At 68.7% G+C, this 16,370-nt stretch carries 15 protein-coding genes and 1 pseudogene; 9 read left to right on the top strand and 7 right to left on the bottom strand.

All coding sequences use genetic code 11. The features are described from left to right. Positions 1-339 carry an MmcQ/YjbR family DNA-binding protein gene (locus ACH49X_RS17205; protein ID WP_195079320.1) on the bottom strand — a complete coding sequence of 113 codons (339 nt, stop codon included), beginning with the start codon at positions 337-339 and terminating at the stop codon, positions 1-3. A gap of 249 nt (positions 340-588) precedes the next feature. Here ACH49X_RS17205 and ACH49X_RS17200 point away from each other — a divergent pair. The 4 genes and pseudogenes from ACH49X_RS17200 to ACH49X_RS17185 form a co-directional block, all read left to right on the top strand. Further along, a pseudogene (locus ACH49X_RS17200) lies at positions 589-843 on the top strand (CD1375 family protein); the annotation flags it as partial. Positions 844-913: 70 nt separating this feature from the next. Next, on the top strand, positions 914-2,365 hold the full coding sequence (locus ACH49X_RS17195; RefSeq protein ID WP_357205540.1) for a lipase maturation factor family protein: 1,452 nt from the start codon (positions 914-916) through the stop codon (positions 2,363-2,365). Between the two features lie 145 nt (positions 2,366-2,510). Next, the gene (locus ACH49X_RS17190; RefSeq protein ID WP_195079322.1) at positions 2,511-2,651 is read left to right on the top strand and encodes a hypothetical protein; all 141 of its coding nucleotides are present in this window, start codon (positions 2,511-2,513) and stop codon (positions 2,649-2,651) included. Between the two features lie 51 nt (positions 2,652-2,702). Beyond that, positions 2,703-3,908 carry a mechanosensitive ion channel domain-containing protein gene (locus ACH49X_RS17185; RefSeq protein ID WP_323124053.1) on the top strand — a complete coding sequence of 402 codons (1,206 nt, stop codon included), beginning with the start codon at positions 2,703-2,705 and terminating at the stop codon, positions 3,906-3,908. Positions 3,909-3,952: 44 nt separating this feature from the next. Here the strand turns inward: ACH49X_RS17185 and ACH49X_RS17180 are convergent, their stop codons facing one another. The 5 genes from ACH49X_RS17180 to ACH49X_RS17160 all read right to left on the bottom strand — a co-directional run bounded on the left by ACH49X_RS17180 (position 3,953) and on the right by ACH49X_RS17160 (position 8,303). Continuing rightward, positions 3,953-4,453 carry a metallophosphoesterase family protein gene (locus ACH49X_RS17180; protein WP_195079323.1) on the bottom strand — a complete coding sequence of 167 codons (501 nt, stop codon included), beginning with the start codon at positions 4,451-4,453 and terminating at the stop codon, positions 3,953-3,955. Positions 4,454-4,823: 370 nt separating this feature from the next. After that, positions 4,824-5,195 carry a hypothetical protein gene (locus ACH49X_RS17175; protein ID WP_323124052.1) on the bottom strand — a complete coding sequence of 124 codons (372 nt, stop codon included), beginning with the start codon at positions 5,193-5,195 and terminating at the stop codon, positions 4,824-4,826. Further along, positions 5,192-6,067, bottom strand: coding sequence for a DUF692 domain-containing protein (locus ACH49X_RS17170; protein ID WP_323124051.1), 876 nt, complete (start codon positions 6,065-6,067; stop codon positions 5,192-5,194). The genes ACH49X_RS17175 and ACH49X_RS17170 overlap by 4 nt, the downstream gene beginning before the upstream one ends. Then, a complete protein-coding gene (locus tag ACH49X_RS17165; RefSeq protein ID WP_357102888.1) occupies positions 6,060-6,965 on the bottom strand; it encodes a TIGR04222 domain-containing membrane protein in 906 nt (301 codons plus the stop codon). The genes ACH49X_RS17170 and ACH49X_RS17165 overlap by 8 nt, the downstream gene beginning before the upstream one ends. Positions 6,966-7,076: 111 nt before the next feature. Beyond that, positions 7,077-8,303, bottom strand: coding sequence for a helix-turn-helix domain-containing protein (locus ACH49X_RS17160; protein ID WP_357205537.1), 1,227 nt, complete (start codon positions 8,301-8,303; stop codon positions 7,077-7,079). Positions 8,304-8,473: 170 nt separating this feature from the next. Between ACH49X_RS17160 and ACH49X_RS17155 the strand changes: the two genes are divergently transcribed. The 5 genes from ACH49X_RS17155 (at position 8,474) to ACH49X_RS17135 (ending at position 14,433) form a co-directional block, all read left to right on the top strand. Continuing rightward, entirely contained in the window at positions 8,474-9,940 is a 1,467-nt protein-coding gene (locus tag ACH49X_RS17155) for an AMP-binding protein (RefSeq protein WP_357205534.1), read from the top strand. A gap of 98 nt (positions 9,941-10,038) precedes the next feature. Next, positions 10,039-11,859, top strand: a complete 1,821-nt coding sequence (locus ACH49X_RS17150) for a DUF3556 domain-containing protein (RefSeq protein ID WP_195079327.1) — start codon at positions 10,039-10,041, stop codon at positions 11,857-11,859. Between the two features lie 28 nt (positions 11,860-11,887). Continuing rightward, on the top strand, positions 11,888-13,306 hold the full coding sequence (locus tag ACH49X_RS17145; RefSeq protein ID WP_195079328.1) for an NAD(P)/FAD-dependent oxidoreductase: 1,419 nt from the start codon (positions 11,888-11,890) through the stop codon (positions 13,304-13,306). 228 nt (positions 13,307-13,534) lie between these two features. After that, a complete protein-coding gene (locus tag ACH49X_RS17140) occupies positions 13,535-13,765 on the top strand; it encodes a hypothetical protein (RefSeq protein ID WP_195079329.1) in 231 nt (76 codons plus the stop codon). Positions 13,766-13,860: 95 nt separating this feature from the next. After that, on the top strand, positions 13,861-14,433 hold the full coding sequence (locus ACH49X_RS17135) for a GNAT family N-acetyltransferase (protein WP_323124049.1): 573 nt from the start codon (positions 13,861-13,863) through the stop codon (positions 14,431-14,433). A 16-nt stretch (positions 14,434-14,449) separates the two neighbouring features. On the opposite strand, the gene fadD11 is transcribed toward ACH49X_RS17135, so the two are convergent. Then, positions 14,450-16,276: a fatty acid--CoA ligase FadD11 gene (gene fadD11, locus ACH49X_RS17130; RefSeq protein ID WP_357205532.1), complete on the bottom strand. Its 1,827-nt coding sequence runs from the start codon at positions 16,274-16,276 to the stop codon at positions 14,450-14,452. Positions 16,277-16,370: the final 94 nt, after the last annotated feature.

The following is a 16,370-nucleotide window of genomic DNA, read 5'->3' as shown; positions in this document are numbered from 1 at the left end:
TCACTCGGCGTTGTCGAGGAGCTGCCGCGGTGCGGCCTGCCGCCACGAGTCGCGCACGATGGCTTCGAGTTCCTCCCGGTCGTCGAGGGCGGTCAGCCGTGCGCGGACCCAGGCATTGCCTGCTTCGTGCGCGGCGATCCAGAACTTGTCCGGTTCGGCGACGACGAGTTCGTCGCGGTCGTGGATGGGACAGCGGACCGCCATAGAGGTCTCGGCTTCCGGAAGGGTGAGGAACAGTTTGCCCGCGACCCGGAAGGTCGGCATCCCCCAGGCGAATTGTTCGGACGTCTGCGGTAGCGACAGCGCGAAGGTGCGGACATCGTCCCCGGTGAAGCTCATGCACCGAATCCTGCCAGGCCACACCGGAAGTCTCGTGCCGGACCGAGCCATAGGGCGCGGTGCCAACGCAACTGCCCGCACGTTGTGAGCTACCCAGTAATCGCCTAGGGAACACGGCGCTGCCCGTCGAGCCCCCTATCGTCTGCGCAGGAGCCAGTCAGGTCGAGAGGCAGTTTGCGGATGGCCGGCACGCGCGAGAAGTTGGATCAGTTGCGGGAGACCCTCGCGATCGCTGAGGAACCCGCCGGTGCGTCCGGCATCGCGGGCAGGCGGCAGCTGGAGCAGGTGCCGGAGGAGCAGCGCGCGGCCGTGCGGGAATTCATGATCGACCAGTACAACACCACCGTGGCCACGCCGTGGATCGCGGCCGAACGCGGATACATCGACGCGGTCATCGAACCCTCCCGGACCCGGCTGGAGATACGGCACGCGCTGCGGCTGCTGCGCGACAAGGAGGCGGCTGCCGAACCCAACCCGCGCAAGCACAGCCTGTACCCGATGTAGCGCGGGTTTCCCTGCCGCCGGGCGGGGTATGCGGTGGGGGCGAAGGTCCGCGGTCGGAGGAGTTGCGGGCATGGACTGGTTCACCGCATCCGAATATTGGTTGAGCAGGCAGCTGCTGACCCGCGGTGTCGCAGCCGTCTACCTGATCGGCTTCGTGGTCGCCGCCCGGCAATTCCGGGCGCTGATCGGGGAGCACGGCATGCTGCCGGTACCGCGATGGCTGGCCCGGCGGTCCTTCCGGCATACGCCGAGCATCTTCCATCTCCACTATTCCGACCGGTTCTTCGCCGTGGTGTCCTGGTTCGGCGCGGCGCTGGCCGCGGCCATGGTGGCCGGTGCCGCCGATCTGGTGCCCCTGTGGGCGGCGATGCTGATGTGGACGCTGTTGTGGGTGCTCTACCTGTCGATCGTCAACGTGGGACAGGACTGGTACGCGTTCGGCTGGGAATCGCTGCTGCTGGAATGCGGGTTCCTGGTGATCTTCCTCGGCAACGACCGCACCGCGCCCCCGGTGCTGGTGCTGTGGCTGGCTCGCTGGTTGCTGTTCCGGGTGGAGTTCGGCGCCGGATTGATCAAATTACGCGGTGATCGGTGCTGGCGCGATCTGACCTGCCTGTACTACCACCACGAGACGCAGCCGATGCCGGGGCCGCTGAGCTGGTTGTTCCACCATCTGCCCAAGCCGCTGCACCGGGTCGAGGTGCTGGGCAACCATGTCGCCCAGCTGGTCGTGCCCTTCGGGCTGTTCGCGCCGCAGCCGGTGGCGAGCACGGCCGCGGCCGTCATCGTGATCACCCAGCTGTGGCTGGTGCTGTCGGGCAACTTCGCCTGGCTGAACTGGCTGACGATCGTCCTCGCGTGCGGCGCCGTCAGCGGGCCGGCGGCCGCCGCGGTGCTGCCGGTGCCCGCACCGCCGCCGCTGCCGGGACCGCCGCCGTGGTTCACGGGCCTGGTCATCGCGTTCACCGCGGTGGTGGTCTTCCTGAGTTACCGGCCCGCCCGCAACCTGATCTCCAGTCACCAGGCCATGAACCGGTCGTTCGACCCCTATCACTTGGTCAACACCTACGGAGCGTTCGGCAGCATCGGACGCACCCGCTACGAAGTGGTCGTCGAAGGCACCGACGAGCCTGCCGTCACCGAGCGGACGCGGTGGCGGGAATACGAATTCAAGGGCAAACCCGGTGATCCGCGCCGGCTCCCGCGCCAGTGGGCCCCGTACCACCTGCGTCTGGACTGGCTCATGTGGTTCGCCGCCGCCTCACCGCGGTACGCGCAGTCGTGGCTGGGCCCCTTCTTGGCGCGACTGCTGGAAAACGACGCGGCCACGTTACGACTGCTGCGGCACAATCCGTTCCCGGACGCCGCACCGCGCTACGTCCGAGCCCAACTGTATCTGTACCGCTTCACCACACCCCGCGAATTGGCACACACCCGGGCGTGGTGGGACCGCACGCTGGTGACGCGCTACGTTCCGCCGCTTTCGCTGGACGACCTGCATTACCGCAGCCATTCCGGCTGACGGCCGGTACCGCGTGATCGGCCGAGAATCCGTGACGGACAAGGGCTCTGCCGTGCGTGGTGGGATTCGCCACAACCGGCGTGGCGACGATCGGCGGTGAAAGCGGGTATGCGCCTCGATGACGCAACCGACCGAAGGAGGATGTATGTCCGTTTCGGCCTCGCGCTCGCAGTATCGCGCCGCCCGCCGCGGCGGCCGTCCAGGCACGGAACTTCCTGTCGAATGGACCATCGCGGCATGGGTTTTGGTGTTGGCAGTGCTGAGTATCGCCTTGGCGCTGCTGTAAGACCAGCACTCGCCCGTGTGCAGGCCCGCTCGGCGGAGCGGGAGTGAAGCATTGCACTCACCTGCCTGGGACCCGGGCAGCGTCGAATGCTCCGGATTCGTGGCGCTGCGTCGCAGGCGCGGCGAGAACCGTTGTCTCGCGGCACGGTGGGTGGACGAGGAGAAGGAGTTCGACCCGTTGGAGGAAATACTACGGCCGCTCATCGTGCTTCTCGGCACGGTGGCCATCACCGTGACGGCCGGTCTGCTGATCGATCGCTTACTGCGCTACACCGCCCGCAGACGTCCGGGCAACCAGCTCCCCACCTTGCTGCGGCGGGTGCAAATGCCCGTGCAGGTGTTGCTCGGCGCGTTGGCGTTGCACGCCACCTACCCGTTGGCGCACCTCGACCTGCGTCAGGACGCGATGATCCGGACCGGTCTGGCGACCGCGGCGATCATGGCCGCGGCATGGTGTGTCATCCGCGCCGCCGACGCGGTCGCGGAGAACACGCTGCGCTCGTATGCGCGGCGCACCCAGGACGTCACGCGGGTGCGGCAATTGCGCACCCAGCTCGGCTTGGTGCGCCGGATCGTCACCTCGGTCCTGGTGGTGACCACCGCCGCCGTCGTGATCCTGCTGCTGGTGCCGAGTCTGCGGACCCTGGGCACCTCGCTGCTGGCCTCGGCGGGGGTGATCGGCATCATCGCCGGTGTCGCCGCGCAGTCGACACTGAGCAACCTGATCGCCGGATTGCAGATCGCGTTCGGTGACTCGGTGAAGATCGGCGACACCGTCGTGGTCGAGGGGGAGTGGGGCATCGTGGAGGAGATCACTCTCGCCTTCCTCACCGTGCGGATCTGGGACGACCGACGGCTGACCATGCCGGTCTCCTACTTCAACAACAAGCCGTACGAGAACTGGTCGCGCGGCGGTTCGCAGATCACCGGGACGGTCTTCCTGTACCTGGACCACAGCACGCCGGTGCCGCTGCTGCGTGAGCACCTGGAGGAATATCTGCGCACCCGCTCGGATTGGGACGGTCGCGCCTGGGGCCTGCAGGTCACCGACAGCACGCCGACGAATATCGTGGTGCGCGCGACGATGTCGGCGGCCGACGCCGACGACGCGTGGAACCTGCGGTGCGCGGTTCGCGAGGAAATGCTCGCCTGGCTGGGCCGCAACCACCCCTACGCCCTGCCGAAGATCTCCACCGCGATCACCGATTCCCCCATCGGCGACCGGCACCTGGCGCTGGTGGGCGACCGGAGCGACTGAGGCTCACCGCGAGCGAACGCTGAAGGCGCGCGTGCACCGAAAGATCAGTGTTTCGGAACGGTGTGCAGTACGACCTGGCTCAGCTGCCCGGCCTGTATTCGCGCGGTGAGATAGGTGTGCTCCGGTTGCCTGCGGCGGTCGGTCGGCGAGCCGGGATTGAGCAGGCGCAAGCCGCTGTCCGCGACGCTGTCCCACGGAATGTGGCTGTGGCCGAAAATCAGGACATCGGTGTCCGGGAAATCCCGGGCGCAGCGTTCCTCGCGGCCCTTCGCGGGTCCGGTTTCGTGTACCACCGCCAGCCGGAGGCCGTCGAGTTCGGCGCGGGCGACCTCGGGCAGTCGCGCTCGCAGTTCCGGACCGTCGTTGTTGCCGAACACGCCGATGAGACGCGCGCTGCGCGCTTGCAGGCGGTCCAGCAAGGCGACCTCGACCCAGTCGCCCGCGTGCACGATCACGTCGGCGGTGTCGACCTCGCGCCACAGTGCCTCCGGCAGATCCCGCGCACGCTTGGGCACGTGCGTGTCGGAGATGATGAGCAACCGCATGGTGACCGGTCTACCACGGGTGCGGTGGGGGATTATCTCGGTCGAACCGCAGACCGCGTGGTAAATCGGCCGTGTGATATCTCTCACAGGATCTCGGCGACCCCGTGGAGATTGGACCTCCGGTCGTGGGTATGCCCGGCCGTGACGGTGACGCAGTGGGGCGCACCGGTGCGACAGTTTCCATCGTGTTGTCCGGGAGGGCTTGTGTCTTCGATGCTTTCGTTTCTCATGCTCATGCTGATGCTGCCGGGGATGGCGACCGTCGCTGCGTATGTGACGGTGGCGGTCAGTGTGTGGCTCGAAGAGCGTCGCGACGCCGGCGACTCCGCGGTCCCGGTCGAGGCCCGCCACCCGTAGGACCGGCCCGGACTCAGGGGGCGCCGCCCGATGCGTGATGCCGGGGAAACCAGCGCCTCCCCGCCCGGCGAGGTGTGGCCGGCCATTCGATACCGGTGGCGGACGCGAAGGCGGCGGCGTCGGCGGACGTGGTGGTCTTCGGGTGATGCCGGGCCCACGCCGTGAAGCGGGCGGTGAAGTCACCGTGACAGGCGTGCACCAGCAGCGGGAAACGCCGTGCCACCTCGCCGGCCCGCTTGCGCAGCAGGGCCTCGGCCGCCGCGCCGACGGCCTCGGCATCGAATCCGGGAGGTACGGCGGCTCCCGCGACCAGTGCGCGCACCAGCGCTGCTTGCCGCTGGGCCAGCGTCGCGCCGTCGGCAGGCCGCCCTGGCACAGCGCTCATGTCGGCACCGCCCTGGCGCCCGCGGTGATCGGCGGGCGGGCGGCGGCCGCCGCGATGGCGTCCAGTTCGTCGAGCAGTTCGGCCGCGGGCGGATAGTTGCCGTCGCGCTCCAGCATCATCGGCGCCGGACGATGCGCGCGGAATTCCGCGACGAGCGCGAGAACTTCGCCGGGAACCGGATCGGTGTGCGTGTCGTGGTAACGACCGCCGGATTCGTGACCGCCCGCGACGTGGCAGTACGCCACGTGTTCGGTGGGCAGGCGCAGCAGCTCGGCGAGCGGGTCGCGACCGCGGTTGCGGGCGTTCGCGTAGACGTTGGCGACATCGAGCAGCAGCCGGACACCGGTGCGCTCGACGAGTTCGGACAGGAATTCCGCTTCGGAGTATTCGTCTTCAGGCCAGTCGAACAGCGTGGCGATGTTCTCCACCGCGAGCGGGACGTCGAGCGCCGCCGTGGTCCGCGCGATATTGCGGGTGAGCGCGTCGAGCGCTTCCCGGGTGCGCGGTACCGGCAGCAGGTGGCCCGCCTCCAGACCGCCCGCGCGCACGAAAGCGATGTGCTCGCTCACCAGCGGCGCCGCCACCGCCGCCGCGCAGGCTGCCAAGTGCTCGATCCGCCGGCCCTCGACCGGATCCGCGCCCCCCAGCGACAGCGAGATGCCGTGCGGCACCACGGCGACGCCGCGCGCCCGCAGGGCGGCCAGTTCCTCGGGGACGGCGACCCGCCCGCCACGGTGCGGATCGCGGATCAGCGATTCGGCGATGACCTCGCAGAATTCCAGTCCGTCCAAGGCGGCGATCACCCCGCAGATCTCGGGCCGCCACCCGATGCCGAGCGCGTCCGGCGGCAGCGGGCCGGATCGCTCAGCCACCGCAACCGCCGCAGCCCCCGCCGCACCCGCTGCCGCATCCGCCTCCGTCACCGCTGTCGCCGCCCCCGTCGCCGCCGCCCGATGTACTCGGCGGCGCGACCGCCTGGGCCAGTCCAGGGTCGAGCGCGACGAGCGCACCGATACCGAAAACGGCTGCCGCGACCGCCGCGCTCTCGGCGCCGTAGGTCGCATAGGAAGGCGAATTGCTCGGCCGCAAATGCCGATTGCGCTCGGATACGGCGTCGCGGGCACGAACGCCGAGCGCGGTGAGCCGGGGTTTGCGCACCACCAACCAGTAGCCGAACGCCTGCGCGATCACCAGCACCACCAGCACACCGACCGGGTTGCCGTGCGAGGCGCCCGCGATGATCCGCACCACGCCGAGCGCGCCGGTGACCAGGAGCGGCATGCCCGCGTCACGCAGACCGTGGCGCATCTCGGGCCCCGGGAAGTACCCGAGGTCGACCATTCTGGTGCGCAACGTGTCGAGCGATCCGCCGACGATGGTGCCGACGGTTTTGCCCTGCCCCGCCGCCAGCCGGTCGTACACCGACACGGTGAACGGATCCAGCGCCCCACGCTCCTGCGCGGTGAGGGGGCGAACCGGCGCGGCGGCCGAGTCGATCGCGTCGACGCCGCGCAACCGCGCCATCGCCGCGAGCACGGCGTTCTGGTCGCCGTACAGCATCCCCAGCTCGGGCGAGGTCAGCTCCGCGCCCGGCGCGGCGGCCGCGTCGATGTCCGGATCCGCGCCCGTCACCCGTGAGCGCAGCCAGATGCCCGCGATCACGGCCACCAGCACGAGCGGTACATAGACCGCGAGGAACTGCGGCCCGGAGACACCCCAGGTATCACCGGCCGCGACAAGCCCGTCCGAGCCCACCCCGATCACCTTCATCTCCCACCTTGGAATCGGTCCAACCTGCCCTCAGTATCGGGCCGCGAAGCCGTACACGCCATGACGAATCGCCGTGAGGCGCACAGCGAGCGGTCGTGACGCGCCGTCCGGTCACTGCACGCGGCCGAGACCGAGTTGCTCGGCGACCATCAGCGCGACTTCGGTCTCCAGCCGGTTCACCGTCAACGGGTGGCCCAACACCTCTTCCGCCCTGCGGATCCGGTAGTGCACGGTGTTCTTGTGGACGTGCATGCGCGCCGCGGCGTCGGTGAGGCTGCCGCGGGCCTCCAGATAGGTCTGCACCGTCTCGCGCAGACGAGCGGTGGTCTCGTCCTCGCGCATGAGATCGCCGAGCACCCGACGCACCCATGCTTCGGTGTCGGGCAGATGGTCGACGAGCAAACTCGCCAGCGCGACGCGGGCGTGCACGGTGAGCGGGCGGGCGGGTTCGGCGAGCAGCGCGAGGCTGCGAGCGCGCTGGGCATCGCGGAAGGTCTGCCGGAAGCCGGCCAGCCCGGGGCCAGGATCGCCGACGGCGACGCTGATTCCGGGGCGGCGGCGCAGATCTCGCTCGAGCCGGTCGGCATCCAATGCCGGTTCGCCGGCCGACGATATCCACGCCCAGCAGTTCTGCTCGTCGACCAGCACCGTCAGCGGATGCTTGCCGGTCGCGGCGGCGACCATCGAGGTGCCTGCCCGCAGCAGTTCGATCGAGGACGCGCCCGGTTCACGCACCCAGACGACGGCGGCCATATGCCACCCACGCAGTGAGGCCGACAGCATCTCCTCCGCCGAGGCCACGTCGAGGTCGTCGGTGTCGAGCACCGCGCGGATCTGCGCCGCTCGCGTGGTGTCCGAACGCGCGTCCCAGCGACGGCGTTCGCTTTCGTAGATATCGATGAGGCCTTCGATGACCTGGTCGATGTAGCTGTTGACCAGCACGGCGACCCTGCTGGTGGTCGCCAGGGCGAGATCGGCGGGTGTCCCGGCCTGCCGGAGCACGGCGATGGTCTGCTGCATGAACATGTGCTCGCCGAGGCGGTACGCGCGCAGCAGGGCCTCCAGGGACATTCCGTGCTGGGCGAACCGGCGAGCGTACTCGGCGGCCGCGGGCGGCACCGTGATGTCGTCGCGCGAGATGCTCAGCATGAGCATGTCCAGGATCGCGGTGAGGTTGGACGCGGTGCTGGCGATCATCAATCGCCGCACTTCGTCGTCGTGGCGGAATTCCGGAATCACCTCGGCGAACATCGCGGTCATGCCGGAGGTCAGCCGGTCGAGATCGGCTTTGACGCGTCCGGCGACATCGCGGATGGTGCTGTCCACGTCGGCGCTCATGCCGGGACCGTACCGGAATCGGTACGGCGGTTCCGGCGCATTCCGCGTTCTCTTGTGCCGCCGGTACAAAGCCCGGCGAAAACTCTGGGATGCGGGCCCGTAGCCCGGTTGCCGCGCCGAACCTAACTTGGACTGTAATCCCCGTCACCACGGAGTAGGTGAGGATATAAGTGCAGCACATCGTAGAAATTCCCGAAGTCAGGGCGACCTGGAATCCGTCCGGACCCTGTATCGCGGACGACCGCGAGCACATCGACAATCAGACTTTCGCGAAACGGGTACGAACGGCCGCCGCCGTCCTGTCCGCGCATGGCGTTCGCGAAGGCGACGTCGTCGCCCTCGTATTGTCGAATCGGCTCGAATTCGTCGTCGTCCTTTTCGCGGCGTGGCGGCTCGGCGCCGCGGTCACTCCCGTGAAACCGGATTCGACCATCGAGGAGGTGCGCTATCAGGTCGGGGACTGCCGGGCGAAGGTGGTCGTGACCGAAGGCGGGCGCACAGCGGCGACGCTGGATGTGGCCGAGGTCGCCGGGCTCGGCCCCGAGCTCGCCGGACCAGAGCCGGCGTCGGTGGATCCCGCCGCCGCGGCGCTGATCATCTACACCAGCGGCACCACCGGGCAGCCGAAGGGTGTGGTGCTCGATCACGCCAACATCGCCGCGATGTGCGAGATGCTTGTCGAGGCACTGGCATTGCGCGACACCGACCACAGCCTGTTGATACTGCCCCTGTTCCACGTCAACGGGATCGTGGTCAGCGTCCTGTCGCCGCTGCTCGCCGGCGGCCGGGCCACCATCGCGGGCCGATTCTCCGCCTCGGCCTTCTTCGGCATCGTGGAACGTGTTCGCCCGACGTACTTCTCGGGCGTCCCCGCGATCTACGCGATGCTCGTCGCGCAGCCGGACGGATCGACGCCGGACACTTCGTCGTTACGCCGCGCGATCTGCGGGGCCGCGCCCATGCCCGCGGAACTGATCGCGCGGTTCGAAAAGCGTTTCGGCGTTCCGATCGTGGAAGGCTACGGACTGTCCGAAGGAACGTGCGCGTCGACGCTGAATCCGCCGGAGGGACCGCGGAAGCCGGGCACGGTCGGGCTCCCGCTGCCGGGGCAGACCGTCGCGATCATGGACGCCGACGGCCGAATCGTGCCTGCGGGGAGGAGCGGGGAAGTGGTCGTCCGGGGCGCGAACGTGATGCGCGGCTATCTCGGCCTGCCCGAGGCGACCGCGAACACGGTTGTCGACGGCTGGTTGCACACCGGTGACGTCGGCTATTTCGACGCGGACGGATATCTGGTCCTGGTCGACCGGATCAAGGACATGATCATCCGAGGGGGCGAGAACATCTACCCCAAAGAAATCGAGAACGTCTTGCACGCCCACCCTGCCGTTTTGGAGGCCGCGGTGGTGGGCGCTCCCGATCCGGTCCTCGGGGAGGTCCCGGTCGCCCATGTGGTGACGATGCCCGGCGCGCGGGTCGACGCGGCGGATCTCGCCGAGCACTGCCGGAAATCACTCGCCCGCCCCAAGGTTCCGGTGTCGATCGAACTCGCCGAAGCGCTGCCGCGCAATCCGGTCGGCAAAATCGACAAACGCAAGCTCCGCGCGTCGGTCGCGGAAGCGGTCACCACGGCATAGCAGAAATCCGCTCGGCGGTGAGCGGAACTCCATGATCCGAACCGATTTCGGCCGGGTCCTCGCATGCTCTATTCATCGGATGAGAAAGGTCCCGAACAATGGGATTCAAAACAGCGGATTTCCCGCCCGTCGATGTGACGACATTCCTCGACCAACCGTTGCGGGAGCGGATGAGAACGCTTGCCCTGCATTGGGTCGAATACGGTTTCGGCTCGCCGAGGATGATCCACACGATTTATCTGCTCAAGGTGCTGCTGGTCTCGGTGCTGGGCGGCGTCGCCGTGGCGACCTGGAGTTCCGGCGTCGGCCCGTTCTGGGATGTCGCGGCGTGGTGGAACGAGCCGATCGTCTACCAGAAGCTGGTGCTGTGGACGGTCTTGATCGAGGCGCTCGGCATCGCCGGGTCGTGGGGGCCGCTCGCGGGCAAGTTCCGGCCGATGACCGGCGGAATCCTGTTCTATGCCCGGCCCGGCACGATTCGCCTGCGGCCGTGGCGGCGGGTGCCGTTCACCGGCGGCGACACCCGCACGGTCGGTGACGTGCTGCTGTATCTGGCGTTCTTGGGAACGTTGCTGGCGGCGATCGCGCTGCCCGGCGTGCCCAGTGCGTCGCTCAGCGCGGCGCTGCCGGACAATACCTCCGGCTTGGTGAATCCGGCGCTGCTCGTCGCTCCGATCGTGCTGTACGTGCTGTGCGGTCTGCGGGACAAGACGATCTTCTTGACCGCGCGCGGCGAGCAGTACCTGCCCGCATTGGTGTTCTTCGCGACGTTGCCGTTCGTGGACATGATCGTCGCCGCCAAGTTGCTGATCTGCGCGGTGTGGATCGGAGCTGGTGTGTCGAAGTTCGGGCGGCACTTCAGCAACGTGGTTCCGCCGATGATGTCCAACAGTCCTGGCGTGCCCGCGAAGTGGATCAAGCGACTGCACTACCGTGACTTCCCCCGCGACATCCGGCCGTCGAAGGTCGCCTCGTTCCTGGCCCATGTCGGAGGCACGACCGTCGAGATCATCACCCCACTGGTGCTGTTGTTCTCCACCAACCACTGGCTGACGCTGGCCGGAGTGGTGCTGATGGTGGTCTTCCACGCGTTCATCACCTCGACCTTCCCGCTGGCGGTGCCGTTGGAGTGGAACGTCCTGTTCGCCTACCTGGCGGTGTTCCTGTTCCTGGGCTTCCCGAACGGGAGCGGCTATGGCCTGGGTGATATCTCCTCACCGTGGCTGGCCGTGGCAATTGTCGCGGCGCTGGCGTTCTTCCCGATCCTCGGAAACCTGCGCCCGGATCTGGTGTCGTTCCTGCCGTCGATGCGCCAGTACGCCGGCAACTGGGCCTCGGCCCTGTGGGCCTTCGCGCCCGGTGCGGAGGAGAAGCTCAACACCATCGAACACCGGCCGACGACGAACCAGATCGACCAGTTGAAGGCCATGGGGTATCCGCCCGCGGTCGCGGAGATCACCATGCAGCAGACGATCGCGTGGCGCTCGATGCACAGCCAAGGGCGCGGCCTGTTCTCCCTGCTCTACACCCACATCCCGGACATCGATCGCTGGACCGTGCGAGAGGGCGAATTCGGCTGCAATTCGCTGATCGGCTTCAACTTCGGCGATGGTCACCTGCACAATCTCGATCTGATCGAGGCCGTGCAGTCCCGCGTGGGATTCGCTCCGGGAGAATGGATCGTCGTGTGGGTGGAATCGCAGCCGATCCATCGCGGGGTCCAGGAGTATCAGGTCATCGACGCGGCGCTCGGCGTCGTCGAGCGCGGCACCTGGCGGGTGCGTGACGCGGTCGAGGCGCAGCCGTGGTTGCCCGACGGGCCGATTCCGCACGAGGTGACCTGGCGGCGCGCGGGCTACACCGTGCCGATGCCGCCGCGCGAATCGAGCCGGGTGCTCGTGCCGCAGACGGTCGGCTGAGCTAGGGATATCAGGGACGGAGAGCGATATGAGCACAGCGGTCGTGGTCGGCGGCGGTCCCAACGGCTTGGCGGCGGCCATCGTCCTGGCCCGAGCCGGGTTGGACGTCACCGTGCTGGAGGCCGCCGACGAGATCGGAGGCGGCGCCCGCAGCGGCGAGGCCATCGTGCCCGGTCTGCTGCACGACCACTGCTCGGCCATCCACCCGATGGCGGTCGGCTCTCCGTTCCTGCGCGGTCTCGACCTGGAGCGCTACGGATTGTCCTGGGCATGGCCGGAGGTCGACTGCGCTCATCCGCTCGACGACGGCACGGCGGGCGTGCTGCTGCGCTCGGTCGCGGAGACGGCGGCCGGGCTCGGCGGCGACGGCCGGGTGTGGCGGCTGCTGTTCGAGCGGACGGCCGCGGGTTACGAGCGGATGAGCGGTGACATCATGCGGCCGCTGCTGCGCGTGCCACGCCATCCGGTTTCCCTCGCCCGCTTCGGGGTTCCTGCCCTCGTCCCGGCCGCTCTGCTGGCAGGACTGTTCCGGACGGAGCAGGCCAGGGGGCTTTTCGGCGGCGTCGCGGCTCATGCCTTTCATCCACTGCATCGACCGCTCAGCGCGAGTATCGGTCTGGGCATCCTCACCGCCGGCCACACCTACGGTTGGGCGGTCGCCGCCGGTGGATCGCGGCGCATCACCGAAGCCATGGCGGCGGCCCTCGGTGACCTGGGCGGCAAGATCGAAACGGGTGTTCGCGTGCGGTCGCTGTCCGATCTGCCGACGGCGGCTGTGACGATGTGGGACTTGGCGCCCACCGCGGTCGCGGAAGTCGTGGGTGAGCGCCTGCCTCCGCGAATCAGGAGGGCGTACGACCGTTTCCGTTACGGCCCCGGCGCGTACAAGGTCGACTTCGCCGTGCACGACGGCGTGCCGTGGACGGCGCGGGCGGCCCGCCGGGCGGGGACGGTGCATCTGGGCGGCACGTTCGCCGAGGTCGCCGCGACCGAACGGGACATCCACCGCGGCCGTATGCCCGAACGCCCCTTCGTGCTGGTCGGTCAGCAGTATCTCGCCGATCCGCAACGGTCGGTCGGCGACATTCATCCGATCTGGGCATACGCTCACGTCCCGCACGGATATCGCGGCGACGCGACGGCGGCGATCACCGCCCAGATCGAACGCTTCGCTCCGGGATTCCGTGACCGGATAGTCGGGACAAGCGTGCGCAGCGCGGCGGAATTCGCCGAATACAACCCCAACTACGTCGGCGGCAACATCATGACCGGCGCGAAAGACATCCCACAGCTGCTGTTCGGCCCCCGCGTGACCCTGCAGCCCTACGACGTCGGCGTACCGGGCCACTATCTCTGCTCCGCCGCGACGCCCCCTGGTCCTGGGGCGCACGGTATGTGCGGGGCGAACGCCGCGCAGCGGGCGCTACGGCGGGCGGGTGTCGGATAGCCGGGAAAGTCGGGTAACGCGTCCCGGGCATCTGAACGCCGGCTCGCCGGGGCACCGGCCGTCCGGTTCAGGCCCGCCCGAGAGTTGCACACGAGATGGGGAAGCGTGCTGGTCGACCGGTTTCCCGTAGGTTCGCCAGGGCAATCGGTCAGCATGGATGCTGAAAACACGAGCGGAGCGGCACACGCGGCGGATACGACGTCGAGCGGCGCGCAGGGTTCCGGTCGAGTGACGCAAGACGACTTGCGTCGATTGCTGGCCACCGACGAACCGGACGCGCGCTTGGTGCTGGAAGAGGGGCACGTCAAAGTCGAACCCGGCTCCCGATCCGAGCCGCGGGGGATGCTGATCCTGTCCCGAGCCGACCTCGCCGACCGGCTCGGAGCCGATCCGGACGCCGCTGCGCTGGCCGCAGCCGCCGCCGAGCTGGACGCCGAGGTCCGCCTCCGAGGCGCCTGATCACCAGCGCCGAACTGCGCCGATGCGGAGGTGAACCAACACAGGCGCCGGAATATCCGTTGCCCGGCCGGACGCAGGGCGACCACCATAGCGGTATGGACATGCAGTCGTGCTCCGCACTCGCGCCGGGCGTCGGGCCACCCCAGCGAATCGAGGTGGACGAGCTGCTGTTGCGGCGGTGGCTTCAAGAGGATGTGCGGCCGCGGCTCGAGGCGATCAACGCGTCGTTCGACCTCATCCACCCCTGGATGGATTGGCTTCCCGAACCCGCGACGCTGGACAGTCAGCGCGCTTTCGGCCGGGAGACCGACGAGAGCTGGCCCAGCGCCGCCGGAGCGTTCAACTACGGCATCTTCGATGCCGCGGGCAGCGTGCTCGGCGCCATCGGCCTGCACGATCGGCTCGGTCCGGGTGCGGTGGAGATCGGCTACTGGTGTCACGCAGCCCACACCGGCCGCGGCGTGATCACTCGCAGCGCAGCGATCTTGACCCGTATCGCCTTGGCGCTGCCGGGCGTCGATCGGGTCGAGATCCACTGTGACGAGGCGAATGTCCGCAGCGCCGCGGTGGCCCGGCGGCTCGGCTATCGCCTGGACCGGATCGAGCCACGCGAGAAGCGCGCGCCCGCGGAGTCCGGTCGCGGCATGTACTGGATCAAGGAGCGCTGATCGGCCACCGGTCCGCTCAGGTGGTGGTCACCGGGATGGCCTGTGCGCCGGGTTCGTGGACATCCGGGCCGGGGGCGGGGTCGTAGAGTCCGGCGATCTCGGCGGCGTATTTCTCGGCGATCACCCGGCGCTTGAGTTTCATCGTGAGGGTGACTTCGTCGCCGCCCGCCTCCCAGAAAGCCGGCAAGAGGCGGAATCGCTTGACCTGCTCCACGCGGGACAATTTCGCGTTGCCCGCGGCGATGCCCGCCGCGATCTGCTCGATGACACCGGCGTCGGCCGACAACGCCGCCGCCGAGGAATCCGGCAGGTTGTGGCGCGCGGCGTACGGGCCGGCGGTTTCGGCGTCGAGGACGACCAGCGCGGTGTTGTAAGGGCGGCCGTCGCCGATCACGGCGATGGCTCCGATCAGCGGTGTCGCCGCCTTGATCGCATTCTCGATGTTGGTGGGGGACATGTTCTTTCCGGCGGAGTTGATGATCAGCTCCTTCTTGCGATCCACGACCCTGAGGTACCCCTCGTCGTCGATGGTGATCACGTCTCCGGTGCGCAGCCAGCCATCGGGGTCGACGGCCTCGGCGGTCTTGCCGCGGTCGCCGCGATAGCCTTTCATCACCAGCGGACCGCGAACGTGCAGCTCGCCGTCGTCGGCGATCCTGGCCCCCATGCCGGGCAGCAGTTTGCCCACGGTGCCGAGCCTGGCCTCGTCCGGGTGGCTGACGCTGCAGATGCAGGTGAGTTCGGACATGCCCCAGATCTCGGCGATCGGGATGCCGAGCCCGGCGAAGAAGCCGAGCGTTTCGGCCGGGATGGGCGCCGCGCCGGACATCGCCCAGCGCACGCGATCCAGACCGAGTTTCGCGCGCAGCCCCGACAGGACGAGCTGGTCGGCGCGCGCCCACTCGGCGGCGACGGAGGCGGGGACCGGCTCGCCGTTCAATTGATGGGCGCTGCGCTGGGCGGCGACCGTCAACGCCCACCGCAGAGCTGCCTTGCGCTGCTCGTCGGGTTCGTTGGCGACCGCGAATTCGATTGCCGCTTTCAGTTTCTCCCACACCCGTGGCACGGCGCCCCAGATCGTGGGGTGCAGGTCGGCCAAGGCCGAGCCGATCCGGGTCGGGTCGGCGACACAGGTCACCTGCGTGCCGAAGACCTCCTGGAAGTACAGCGCGGTCAGTCGGTCGGCGATGTGCGCGGTGGGCATGTAGGAGGTGATGGTGTCGCCGAAGCGGATGCCCAGCACCTGTTCGACCGCATAGCACTCGAACATGAGGTTCGCGTGCGTCGTCTCCACCCCTTTGGGATCGCCGGTGGTGCCCGAGGTGTAGATCAGCGTGGCGACGTCGTCGGGCCGGACCGCCCGCCAGGCGGCGTCGAAGTCGAACTCCGCCGCGCCCGCGGCGAGCACGTCGGCGACCGACAAGGTGCCCTCCGGAGCGTCGTCGACGCAGACGATGTGGTCGAGTTCGACGCCGCTCGCGCGGACCCGCTCGACATATCGCGGCTCGCAGATCAGCACGCGAACCCCGGCGTTGCGCAGTACGTACGCGATCTGCTCCGGTGACGCGGTGTTGTACACCGAGAAGCTGGTGGCGCCGAGGTGCTGGGCCCCGATCTCGAGTGGATAGAACTCGATGCGGTTGGACATCATCAGAGCCACCGTGTCGCCACGCCGCACGCCCAGTCCCGCCAGGCCGGCGGCGATCAGCCGGACCCGCTTGGCATACTCGCGCCAGGTCAGGGTGGCGGCGTCACCGGGGGTGCGCAGGGCGACCGCGTCCGGGGCGACAGTCGCGTTGTGCTGGAAGGCGGCGGGGAGGGTGTCGAAGCGTGGAGTGCTCACGGGAGGAATTCCTTCGGGTCGCAGGACGCATGCCGCCGCCGGACCGCGCCGAGTGCGGTGGCGCGACCGCGAGCCGTCGTGACCGGCGTACGCA

It is taken from the genome of Nocardia sp. NPDC019323 (assembly GCF_044389845.1).
GTDB classification, from domain to species: domain Bacteria; phylum Actinomycetota; class Actinomycetes; order Mycobacteriales; family Mycobacteriaceae; genus Nocardia; species Nocardia implantans.
The sequence above is the reverse complement of the archived record's forward strand: the minus strand, read 5'-3'. Positions and strand labels throughout refer to the sequence as shown.